10 protein-coding genes are annotated in these 12,220 nt (G+C 45.3%); 5 read left to right on the top strand and 5 right to left on the bottom strand.

Annotation, left to right across the window (positions count from 1 at the left end):
• Positions 1 to 4: 4 nt before the first annotated feature.
• From BR63_RS08790 to BR63_RS08770, 5 genes are all read left to right on the top strand, one after another.
• Positions 5 to 1,267: a diguanylate cyclase gene (locus BR63_RS08790; protein ID WP_034424267.1), complete on the top strand. Its 1,263-nt coding sequence runs from the start codon at positions 5 to 7 to the stop codon at positions 1,265 to 1,267.
• A gap of 99 nt (positions 1,268 to 1,366) precedes the next feature.
• On the top strand, positions 1,367 to 2,626 hold the full coding sequence (locus BR63_RS08785) for an IS91 family transposase (protein WP_187142658.1): 1,260 nt from the start codon (positions 1,367 to 1,369) through the stop codon (positions 2,624 to 2,626).
• A complete protein-coding gene (locus BR63_RS08780; RefSeq protein ID WP_243269976.1) occupies positions 2,574 to 2,828 on the top strand; it encodes a hypothetical protein in 255 nt (84 codons plus the stop codon). The genes BR63_RS08785 and BR63_RS08780 overlap by 53 nt, the downstream gene beginning before the upstream one ends.
• Entirely contained in the window at positions 2,818 to 3,336 is a 519-nt protein-coding gene (locus BR63_RS08775) for an EAL domain-containing protein (protein WP_161781884.1), read from the top strand. The genes BR63_RS08780 and BR63_RS08775 overlap by 11 nt, the downstream gene beginning before the upstream one ends.
• A 78-nt stretch (positions 3,337 to 3,414) precedes the next feature.
• Entirely contained in the window at positions 3,415 to 3,585 is a 171-nt protein-coding gene (locus BR63_RS08770; protein WP_187142862.1) for an ATPase domain-containing protein, read from the top strand.
• Between the two features lie 311 nt (positions 3,586 to 3,896).
• Here BR63_RS08770 and adhE read toward each other — a convergent pair whose 3' ends face one another.
• From adhE to BR63_RS08750, 5 genes are all read right to left on the bottom strand, one after another.
• Positions 3,897 to 6,584: a bifunctional acetaldehyde-CoA/alcohol dehydrogenase gene (gene adhE / locus BR63_RS08765; RefSeq protein ID WP_081908164.1), complete on the bottom strand. Its 2,688-nt coding sequence runs from the start codon at positions 6,582 to 6,584 to the stop codon at positions 3,897 to 3,899.
• Between the two features lie 183 nt (positions 6,585 to 6,767).
• Positions 6,768 to 6,911 carry a DUF3309 family protein gene (locus tag BR63_RS08760; RefSeq protein WP_153802087.1) on the bottom strand — a complete coding sequence of 48 codons (144 nt, stop codon included), beginning with the start codon at positions 6,909 to 6,911 and terminating at the stop codon, positions 6,768 to 6,770.
• A 121-nt stretch (positions 6,912 to 7,032) separates the two neighbouring features.
• Entirely contained in the window at positions 7,033 to 7,230 is a 198-nt protein-coding gene (locus BR63_RS19975) for a CAP domain-containing protein (protein WP_420825504.1), read from the bottom strand.
• Positions 7,231 to 7,370: 140 nt separating this feature from the next.
• A complete protein-coding gene (locus BR63_RS08755; RefSeq protein WP_081908165.1) occupies positions 7,371 to 10,793 on the bottom strand; it encodes a pyruvate carboxylase in 3,423 nt (1,140 codons plus the stop codon).
• A 157-nt stretch (positions 10,794 to 10,950) separates the two neighbouring features.
• Entirely contained in the window at positions 10,951 to 12,177 is a 1,227-nt protein-coding gene (locus BR63_RS08750) for an L-lactate MFS transporter (RefSeq protein ID WP_034422489.1), read from the bottom strand.
• Positions 12,178 to 12,220: the final 43 nt, after the last annotated feature.

Below are 12,220 nucleotides of genomic sequence, written 5' to 3'. Positions count from 1 at the left end.
GTGTGTGAGGTTTTCAAAGGGAATGCTGGAGCTTATTAAAGAACTAACATCCCAGGCTGGGCAATTGCCCTTGGATGATGTAGAGGTTACCGGAAGGGTGGCGCAAGCATACGCTGGCCGGCTGCGATCTTTGTTGGATCGGGTAGGGCAAGAGGCAAACGAGGCGGAACTGCGCGGAGCAGCGAGCGACTTATTGGCGTTGTTTGCTGGAAACCATAACAAGGAACTCTTGCGGCGGCGTATAGAATTCGGAAGAAAGCTGGGCGCTGCAGAAGTGTCGCTGGAGCAACTGGTAACAGCTTATGGGTTATTTTTCGGGCGTTGCTGCGACGAACTAGTCCCGGTTCTCCAATTCCTGGAGAGAGAAGTGCAAAGATTGAAGTACGGCGGGACATCGTTGCTTCTTGACCTCGGCCTGCTGCTCCTGGGATACGAGGGAGAAGTAGCCCGCCAGATGCGGATGCTTTCGGAAGTAGATGTTCTTACAGGCCTTTTGAGCCGCCGCAAGTTCGAAGAAGAGTTGCAGCAGGCACTCGAGTTTGCGCGGTGCACAAAACGAGAGTTTTCTTTATACTGGCTAGACATTGATAATTTTAAGCTGATTAACGACGTTTACGGTTATACCATAGGGGATATTGTACTTAAGGTTGTGGCTGACTTCCTGCAGGAGTCGTTCCCCGACACCTTTGCCATTGCACGCATAGGCAGTAACGAGTTTGGGGTTATGCAGATGGATACGGGTCCTGCTGAAGCCCTGGCAAAGGCGCAGGTGCTGTGCCAGGGCATTGCCGAGCTGAAAATTCGTCCTTTTGGGGAGGAGGGTATTTTCATTACAAGCAGCATTGGCGTGGCTTCGTACCCCCACCATGGGCAAGCGCAAGCTGACCTTATGTTAGCTGCCGAGGTTGCTCAGGTAACGGCCAAGAGGAAAGGGAGGAACCGGGCGCAGCTCATAGATGCGCTCGATGAGAGTACTAATCCTACTGTGGTTCACGAGAGAATTCTTCTCTTGCGAGAAGCTTTACGTTCGAAGGAGAACATCGTCCCCTTTTATCAGCCGATTGTAGATTTAGAGACTGGCAAGCCTTTAGGTTACGAAGTGCTTGCTCGCGTGAGGAAAGGGGAAAAGTTTCTTCCTGCCGGGCTTTTTGTAGAGGCGGCCGAGCAATCCGGCCTTATGAAGGATATTGGCAGTATAGTCATAGAGCAGGCCATGCGGGAAAAAAACAGCTCTTGGGCGAAGGACAAGATTTTCTTTAACGTATAGGAAAGTATAAAAATTTTTGTGGTTCTCAGCCCTTGCTAAGCAAGGGTTTTTTCATTTTTTAACGAAAGCAGGAAGTAGTTGTTAGAAAGGTGAGAACATATGGGCCAGGATAATATCTTAAGAGAGATATTTTTTGATGAGAACAAGCATTGGGAAAAGTTTGTTAATAAATACGAAGACAGAATACGTCCTGTTGTGATAAAGGAAATCAATAAATTTAATCGATGTGGACAAAAAGAAGCAGGATTTACTCTGTTCGCATGTCCGGTATGTGGAGAAATGAAAATAGTTCCTCACACGTGTAAGGGACGTTTTTGTACATCGTGCGCAACCGGATACACCCAAGAATGGAGTCGAGAAACCAGTAAAAGAATGTATCCGGTTCCTCATCGCCACATCATGTTTACAGTGGACGAACGTTTGTGGGAAATATTTACCCGTCATAGAGAACTCTTGAAAGATCTAATGGACCTGGCAGTAAAAATACTATTAGAATGGCTGAAGAAAAGAGGAAAAGTCAAATCCGGCGCCATGGTAGGAATACATACCTTTGGAGCAAGAATGAACTTCAATCCCCATGTACATATCCTAGTAACTGAAGGTGGTTTTGACGGAGCGGGGAAATGGGTTGTTAAAGACTTTATCCCATATGTAATGCTGAGGAAAAGGTGGCAGGCGGCAGTAATGGAGATGTTGAAGAAAAAACTGCCGGAACAAGAAGTTAAACGATATAAGAAGTTGTTTCAAAAGATATGGGATGATAACCCTGAAGGATTTGTAATCTATGGTCCGCCCAATAAAAAAGGACAAGGGTCAGTAGAAGCCCAAGTAGGATATATAGGGCGGTACATGAGAAGACCTGCCATGGCGTTAAGCAGAATTGTAGACTATGACGGGGAAAATGTAACCTTTAAATACTTTGATAAAACAGAGCAAAAAGAAAAACAAGAAACCATCACCGTAGAAGAATTCATATCACGGATAATAAGGCATATACCGGATGAGCAATTTAAAACAATCCGGTATTATGGAATTTACTCCAGAAGGAGTAAAAGATTGGCTGACAAATTAATGGAAGCATACCTGGGAAGGCAGAAAAGAAGGAAAAACGGCCAAAGAGGAAAGCAACGGATAGGCTGGAGAAATAAAATAGAAGAATTCACAGGAAAAGACCCGTTAGAATGTATGAGATGTAAAGAGATAATGGAATACAAGGGGAAAGTGTGTCTAAAATCAGGGATATTGAAAGTTGTTGATGCCGTAGATGACTTTGCTAAAAAAAGACTAAAGGAGTTGGCAGGAATAGATGAGCCCAGTAAGCAGAAAAAGAAAGAAACACGCAAAGAAAAAGCCGCCTAAAGTAGGCGGCAAGGCAACCATCAAATTTGTTTGTTTGCAGTGTAACATAGAAGAAGACATTCCGAAGGAAGTGGTGGATTACTGCGATATGATGGATGACGGAGATATTTCAGTTCCACCAAGGTTTAGTTGTGAGGTTTGTGGCGGTGAGATGCGCCCAAAAGAATACTTAGGTGTGCATGGTATTAAATATGAGTTATAGGAACCAAAGAGCGCGCGACCTTGGTCGCGCTTTTTTTATTAACTTCTCTATGCGCGAGTTGGAGAACAGAGAAACTCCACGGTTCATGGCTGACCTGTTCAACCGCTACGGCATCCGTCCGGAAGAAATTGTGGCCGAAATTACCGAGCGGGAAGCCGTGCTGGATATTAATGCTGTGCAGGCTTTCGCCAAGGAACTGACAGATCTTGGAGTGCGCCTGGCAGTCGACGACTTTGGAAGCGGTTTTTCCTCATTCATTTATCTTCGTTACTTTGACTGTTACTTTGCCAAGATTGAGGGCTCCCTGGTGCGTGAGATCACCAGGAGTGGACGCTCCAGGATGATTGTAGAAAACATGGCAAAACTTTTGCAGAAGCTTTCGATAGAGGTAGTGGCCGAGTTCGTAGAGAACCGTCAAACAGCTGAAATTTTGCGCCGCGCCGGCGTTCGATACGGGCAGGGTTATTATCTGGGCATGCCTGTACGGTGTCCTGGTAATGGGGATTAGCGTTAAAGATGACTGGGAAAATTCCATATCGGTGGACAGCAAGGCTAGCCAGTTTCTGGGTTGAGGAAACGGTAGACGGTGTCCTTGCCAGGACGTTTGGCTGAGTCCCTCTCCGGCGGTACAGTTAAGGGCAAGACAATATTTGCCCTTAAGTTTTTAGTGGAAGGGGATGAAAAAGGCGGAAAAGGAATATTCCTTTCTTTGATAGTTGAGGAAAAAGACGCCCTAAACGTTTTTAACCGGGCATAGGTGGACTATAAAAATTTGACAGTTGCTGCGAAAATGGTATCCGTTTTGTCAGCCGGATGGCCGTTGGTCCAGCCGTTGATTTAGCAGAAACAACGATTCTGTTGAATCTTTGTTTGAGAGCGGGTCAGGCTGAATTAGGAAAAAGAACCACCGTTTATATCAATGGTATCATGATAAAACCACTTGATAATAAATTTAAAACAGTTGGTCCCGCTGTCACAGTAAAGGTAAGGCCGGGCGACCTTGTTGTGTGCTGCATAAGTAAAAATAACGGAGTCAGTTCACTTAGTACTGGCTCCGTTATTTTTAAGTTAATGCACACGTTCTGTTAGTCTTTCGTTTGTCCTGTTTTCATCCCACCACGCCGGCTGTTCCTGTGTTACGAGGTAGCCTTCTTGCGGTGCCTTCTGGTACCTGGGACTAAGTGTGAAACCCCTGTATGCCTGGAGGTAAATCTCCTTCAGTTCCGCGATCAGGGGCATCCTGGGATTGGCTGTGGTTGCCTGGTCTTCAAAAGCCTTTTCCGAAAGCATATCCACCACCTGCAGAAAACGATCCTCCGGTATGCCCATTTCCCGTAATGACAATGGCATATCCAGTTTCCTGATCAGTTCAATAACGGCCCCGATGAGACTGTTGATACCTTCTTCCGTGGTCCTGGCCGGGAGGCCCAGGAACCTGGCAATCTCGGCATACTTCTCATGAGCAACATAGTGTTCATATTTGGGGAAGACATTGAACTTGGTAGGTTTGGAGGCATTATAGCGAATGACATGGGGTAAGAGGATGGCGTTAGCCCGGCCGTGTGGGATATGGAATTCACCACCCAATTTATGGGCTAAACTGTGGTTAATGCCCAAAAAAGCGTTGGTAAAGGCCATCCCGGCAATAGTCGAGGCATTATGCATTTTCTCACGGGCCAGCTTGTCAGATGCATCCCGGTAGGACCTGGGCAGGTACTGAAAAACCATTTGGATGGCTTTTTGCGCCAGGGCATCGGTATAATCAGAAGCCATCACCGATACATAAGCTTCCAGGGCATGAGTCAGCACGTCCAGGCCTGTGTCCGCGGTAACACCTGCTGGAACACTCTCCACGAAATCCGGATCAACAATGGCTACGTCGGGTGTCAGCTCATAGTCGGCTAACGGGTATTTGATATTTGTCTCCGGGTCTGTGATCACGGCAAAAGAAGTGACTTCAGAACCCGTGCCCGAAGTGGTAGGAATGGCCACCAGCTTGGCTTTTCTGCCCAGACGGGGGAATTTGGTGACCCGCTTGCGAATGTCCATGAATTTCAGGCGCAGTTCCTCGAATTTCGTTTCTGGGTATTCATAAAACAGCCACATGGCCTTGGCTGCATCGATTACTGAACCGCCCCCCAGGGCGATGATCACATCGGGCTGGAAGGCGTTGATGGCCTCAGCCCCTTCCATCACTACCTGTACAGTAGGGTCGGGCAGTACCTTGCTGAATATTTCCGAGTGGACATAGTTACGGCCTAACCTCTTTCTCAAGTGGTAGAGTACTTTGTCAACATAACCCAATTTGGTCATCATTTCATCGGTGACAATAAAAGCCTTGGAGATGTCAGGCATTTTGGAGAGGTACTGGACTGAACCCCGTTGAAAATAAATCTTCTCAGGAATTTTAAACCACTGCAAGTTGTATCTTCTTTTGAGCACCCGTTTTCTGTTGATTAAATTAACAGAAGTGACATTGGCGGTGGTACTGTTTCTGCCAAAGGAACCACACCCCAGGGTCAATGAGGGCATGTTGGTGTTGTAGACATCGCCAATAGCCCCATGGCTGGAGGGCTGGTTGATGATGAGCCTGCCGGTATTGACCTGCCGGGCAAATTCATTGATGACCCTCTCATCATGGGAATGAATGACCGCCGAGTGGCCCGAACCGCCGAAATTGACCATTTCCACAGACCGTTTTATTCCCTCGTCCGAGTTTTTGACCCGGTAACAGGCCAGAACGGGGCTCAATTTTTCCCGGGAGAGGGGATATTCAGAGCCCACCCCTTCCAGTTCAGCCACCAGGATTTTCGTATTCGCCGGAACCGTGAACCCGGCCTTCCGGGCAATTTCAGGAGCCGGTTGGCCCACAATTTCAGGATTCATGGCCGATTTTGTTACATCGATGACCAGGCTCTCCAGCCTTTGCTTTTCTGCGTCGTTGACAAAATAACACCCGTTCTCTTTCATATAGGATACAACCTGGTCATAAATCTCCTCATCAATGATCACTGCTTGCTCCGAGGCGCAGATAACGCCGTTGTCAAAAGTTTTGGAAAGGATCAAGTCGGTAACGGCTCTTTTGATGTCCGCCGTCTTTTCGATATAGCAAGGTACATTTCCCGGCCCTACGCCCAGGGCGGGCTTGCCCGCACTGTAGGCAGCCTTGACCATGGACGAACCTCCGGTAGCCAGTATCAGGGAGATGCCGTCATTCTTCATGAGAAGCTGGGTGGCTTCAATGGAGGGCTCTTCTACCCACTGGATGCAGTACTGCGGGGCCCCTGCCCGGATAGCCGCATCCCTCATAATCCGGGCCGCTTCGGCGCTGCAGTGCTGGGAGCGGGGATGAAAGGCAAAAATGATGGGGTTTCTCGTTTTTATCGAGATAATTGATTTGAAGAGGGTGGTGGAGGTAGGGTTGGTTACCGGGGTAATCCCAGCAATGACGCCTACCGGTTCGGCAATTTCGTAATAATCTTCTTCTTCATTTTCGTCGATAATGCCTACGGATTTCTGATATTTGATGCTGTGGTAGATATATTCCGTCGCAAAAAGGTTTTTGATGGTTTTGTCTTCATAAACACCCATTTGTGTTTCCTCGACAGCCAGTTTTGCCAGCCGCATGTGATTGGCCACACCAGCCAGGGTCATTTCTTTGACAATATGGTCCACCTGTTCCTGGTCCAGCTTAATCATTTCTTTGAGAGCATTTTTAGCTTGTTCCACAAGTTTTTCAATCATTTTTTCAGCCATAGCCCAGAATACCTCCGTATAAGTTTTTCATTTTAGTTTTCCTATCTGCACTCACTATTATGAACGGGAGGAGATATTTGGTGTGTTTTAACAATAACGCTAAAAGATTAACTCCCAAAGGAGCAAATTTGCTCCTTTGGGAGTTATGGCTTTAATGGAATTAACTAAACATCATAGAATGAATTAATAACCGAAACCGCCCCAGAAGGCCGGGAACAGTAAGAGAATGAGAATTACCAAGAATAATGTGGCGAAACCACGGCGTGGGCCATAACCATAACCATAGCCGTAACCATAGCCCGGATCAGGTTTTGCTACATCTACCATTCTAAATACCTCCTTTACAGATTAGAGTTTTGGAAGAGCGGAGCAGGTATGGTGATTATTTTAGTGAGAACAGTAGTTGGAAGATGTCCCCCTTACCTGATGTATATTATGAAAAATCCTGCTAAAAGGTGACAGGCTGTGTATTTAAATAAATGAATAAAGGGGTAAGTTCACTGAACGACCGGCCCCCAAAATGCCGGGTATACATTTTGCCGTAAGGGTAATTGTCTATAATACCTATGCCAACATGAGTATACTGGGGGTTCAGGATGTTCTTCCGGTGCCCTCCGCTTGCTAGAAACGTTGGGCCAAAGGGTATACCTGGTTACTAAATTTATCATTCCGACTGTCACCAAAGAGATTGTTATTGTGAAGCGGTTAGTACGAAAGGAAGGGGTAGCCAGTCTTATGCTTGTAAGCAAAGCAGACTGCTACCCCATTTTAAAAGCTCTTCACTAGCTACTTAATTTTCATGAGAAGTTCCCCGGCTTTGACGGCCTGACCTTGTTTCACCAGGATTTCTTCAACCATACCTTTTTTTCTGGCTACTATCTTTGTTTCCATTTTCATGGCCTCAATAATGATAAGGGCTTCATTCTCCTCAACTTTCTGGCCTTTCTCCACCAGAATTTTAAAGACAGTGCCGGGGATACTGGCTCCCACCTGTCCCGGATCGGCAGGATCAGCCAGTTTGATGGCTGTTGTTTTCTCCTGGGCACCTTTTTCCGGAATAGCCACTTCCCGGCGGACTCCGTTGAGTTCGAAGATCACATTACGCGTACCGTCCTCGTTTAATTCGCCCAGACCGATATATTTTATGAGCAGGGTTTTGCCGTCTTCAATGGCAAGTTCAGTGGTCTCGCCTGGATCAAGCCCCTGGAAAAAGACGTGGCTGTCCATCCTGCTCAGGTCACTGTATTCTTTCAAGTGTTTGAGATAATCTTCAAATACGCGGGGATAGAGACAGTAACTTAAAACATCGGTTCTTTCGGCATCCAAATCAAAATGGGTTTTGAGATGTTCTTCTATCTCTTTAAAGTTAACTGGTTCCAGGAGTTCTCCAGGACGGCAGTGAATGGGCGATTCTCCTTTAAGCACGACCTTTTGCAGTTCAGGAGGGAATCCTCCCATGGGCTGGCCCATATGTCCTTTGAAGTAGGAAACCACAGAATCGGGGAAGGTGAGATCCCGGCCCTTTTCGACAATATTATCCCTGGTCAGCTTATTCTGGACCATGAAAATGGCCAGATCACCAATTACTTTGGAAGAAGGGGTTACTTTGACAATATCACCCAATATCTCATTGGCTTCCCTGTATTTTTCTTTTACCTGATCGAAGAGGTGACCCAAGCCCAGGCTTTCTACCTGTGACTTGAGATTTGAATATTGTCCTCCCGGGATTTCATATTTGTAGATTTCGGTAATGGCTGATTTGAGTCCTGTTTCAAACTGGGCATAGTAAGACCTGACCTGCTGCCAGTAATCCGATAAGCGCTGCAGCTTGTCGGGGTCCAGGCCGGTATCCCTGGAGGTTTGGGCTAAGGCCGCTACCAGGGAATTTAAAGGGGGCTGACTGGTGAGGCCGGACATGGAGTTAAGGGCCGCATCCACAATGTCTACTCCCGACTCGGCAGCCATTAACAGGGTTGCTATCTGGTTACCGCTGGTATCGTGGGTATGAAGATGAATAGGCAGGGATATTTCTTCCTTCAAGGCTTTAATTAAGGCTTTAGCCGCATAGGGTTTTAAAAGTCCGGCCATATCTTTGATACCCAGGATATGCGCACCCGTTTTTTCTAACTCTTTGGCCAGTTTAAGATAGTACTGGAGGGAATACTTATCTCGTTTGGGGTCCATGATATCCCCTGTATAACAGATACAACCTTCCGCCACTTTGCCTGTTTTTAGTACTTCATCGATGGCTACTTCCATTCCCTTCAGCCAGTTGAGGGAGTCAAAAATACGGAAGATATCGATCCCTCTTTGGGCAGATTCCTGGATAAAGGCCCTGATCACATTATCGGGATAATTGGTGTAGCCAACAGCATTAGATCCCCTTAAAAGCATCTGGAAGGGGATATTGGGGATACGCTGGCGCAGTTCTTCCAGGCGGGTCCAGGGTGATTCATAAAGGAAACGATAGGAGACGTCGAAAGTAGCACCTCCCCACATTTCCAGGGAAAACAGATGGGGTAGAAAATGGGCTGTAGCCCGGGCAATTCTTACCATATCCTTGGTTCTAACCCGGGTGGCCAGCAAAGACTGATGGGCATCCCTGAAAGTGGTATCTGTCAACAGGAGTTTATCCTGGGCCAGGATCCATTTTTTGAAGGCTTCTGGTCCCTGCTGGTCCAGAAACTGTTTTAAACCCGCTGGGGGTGTCTCTGCAGGCAGTGAAGGTATTGGGGGTTTATCATATACAGGCTTGGGGGGGCGGGGCGTATTGACGATGATATTGCCCAGGTATTTTAATACTTTGGTTCCCCTGTCTTTGGGAGGTTCCAGCTCAAAAAGCTGAGGAGTTTCATCGATAAAACCAGTATGACAGTCTCCGGCCAGAAAAGTGGGATGATTTAAAACATTAGCCAAAAAAGGAATATTGGTTTTCACGCCCCTGATACGCAGCTCACCGATAGAGCGGAGAGCTTTTTTGACGGCACCGGTAAATTGTCTGTCCCAGGTTGTTATCTTGACCAGGAGGCTGTCATAATAAGGGGTGATGATGGCCCCTGTAAAGGCATTGCCTGCATCCAAACGAACACCGAAGCCGCCGCCGCTGCGATAAACTGTAATCTTACCGGTATCGGGAGCAAAATTGTTTCTGGGATCTTCCGTGGTTACCCTGCACTGGATGGAATAACCACGTACCTTGATATCATCCTGGTTCTTGATGCCTATGGCGGGGGAATCAAGGGGGTACCCCTGTGCAATCAGGAGTTGACTCTGGACCAGGTCGATGCCTGTTACCATTTCTGTTACCGTATGTTCTACCTGAATACGGGGGTTCATCTCAATAAAGTAATGGTTACCTCTGGCATCCACAAGGAATTCTATGGTTCCCGCATTTTCATATTGAATTTCGCGGGCAATCTTCAGAGCGTCCTCACAGATTTGCCTTCTCTTTTCCGGGCTTAAGGAGAAGGCCGGAGTAAATTCTATTAATTTTTGATGCCTTCTCTGGATGGAGCAGTCCCGCTCATAAAGGTGTACGATATTGCCGTATTTATCGCCTAAGATCTGCACTTCAATATGTTTGGGCTTTTCCAGGTACTTTTCTATAAAAATTGTGTCATTGCCAAAGGCTTTTTTGGCCTCGTTTCTGGCTAGTTCATACTCTGTTAAAAGATCCTCTTTTTTATAGACTACTCTCATTCCTCTGCCCCCGCCGCCGGCAGAAGCTTTGAGAATAACAGGAAAACCACATTGTGACGCAATAAACTCTGCCTCTTCCAGGGAACCTATGGGATGATTACTCCCGGGTATGGTGGGTACTCCAACTTTCTGGGCGATTATTTTGGAACTGATTTTGTCACCCATCTTCTCCAGGATATAAGGTGTTGGGCCAATAAAGGTAATGCCGGCTTCCTCACAGGCCCGTGCAAATTCCGCATTTTCCGAAAGAAAACCATAGCCCGGATGAATGGCATCTACGCCCTTTTTCAGTGCAAGATCGATAATTAAGCCAATATCCAGGTAAGCATCTAAGGGACCTTTTTGTTCCCCAATCAGATAAGACTCATCAGCTTTTGTCCGAAAAAGACTGTATTTATCTTCATTGGAATAGATGGCCAGGGTCCTGATGCCTAAGTCGGCACAAGCGCGGAAGACCCTGATGGCTATTTCTCCCCGGTTAGCCACCATAACTTTCTTAAATACCTTCAATTTCTTCTTCCTCCTGTGTAAGAAAATATGAGTAACTATTTTCAGTATTATAAAACATGATGAGGCAGTTTACTATATTTTTTGTTGATGTATACTTTACACAATTATGAACTTTTCGGTTACCAGTACCCTTAACAATATAATCCATTAATTAATCTTAGCTATTAGATTCTCTTAATAAAAATAGGGCAACAAACAATCCTGCTATCGCAAGAAAAAACATGGGGATAAATACATAAATATAACTTCCAAAGATATCACGAAATATTCCTGAAATTAGAACTCCGAGTATTGCCCCTACACCATAGGCAGTAAAAACAAAGCCATAATTCTTGCTATAGTATTTTAAGCCAAAAAATATTGCTGTAGCTGTAGGAGCTATAGCCAACCAACCACCAAGTGTCAACCATAGCAAGGCAAAGGAAAGAACATATAATAGCACTGTACCTTCCGTTGCCATTAACATTAAACCAGATGATAACATTATTACTATATATGATATTATAGAAGCTTTTAATGGATATAATTTATCTGTAAGCCAACCAAATAATGGCCTTCCAATTCCGTTAAAGATAGCAAACAAAGAAACCATTAATGCAGTCGTCTTGGAATCCAGCTTGATAACTTCTTCCCCAACAGGACTTGTTATTCCTATTGCCATAAGACCGGTCAACGTACCTATTGCATAACATATCCAGAGGCCATAAAATTTTGAAGTCTGTAGCATTTCTTTTGTATTAATGTCTAAAGACTTAGAATCATTTTTAATCGAACTTTCATTTTCCTCAACTACCTGTTCATTTGGAAACCTGAAAGGTAAAGCTAATATTGGAACAATTACTAAAAATGTCGTTCCCAGAATTTTGAAAGTCTGGAGGGGACCATAAAAATCTATAAGCCATTTAGCCAAAGGTGCAGTTACAAAAGGAGATAGCCCAAAACCTAATAAAGTTAAACCAACTGCTAATCCTTTTTTATCAGGAAACCATTTTGAAATTACTGCAATTGGAACTCCGTAAACTATTCCAACACCACCACCAGCAATTATCCCATATGTTATAGACAGCACATTAATATTCCAGGCATATCCCGATAAAATCCATCCAAGGCCAACAACTATACCGCCTATTATAATTGTTGTTTTAGGAGTATATTTGTCTATAAATCCTCCCGATATAAGCATTAAAATTGCATAGGATGCCAGAAACAACATATATGGTAACCCACTTTGAGTCGCGCCTATATTAAATAAATTTTCTAGAGGTTTCCTAAAAACACTCCATGAATATACTGTACCTAAACACATAAAGATGATTATCCCTAAAGGAATATATAGCCATCTGCCTTTTTCTGCCGCCATACCGAAAACTTTTATCTTTTTCATTTACTATCCCTCTAACAATTTTTTTTGTTTTCTCTATTTTCTC

This window comes from Thermanaerosceptrum fracticalcis, from assembly GCF_000746025.2.
In the GTDB taxonomy this organism is placed as follows: domain Bacteria; phylum Bacillota; class Peptococcia; order DRI-13; family DRI-13; genus Thermanaerosceptrum; species Thermanaerosceptrum fracticalcis.
Note: the sequence above shows the minus strand (reverse complement) of the source record. Positions and strands in the feature narration are given on the sequence as shown.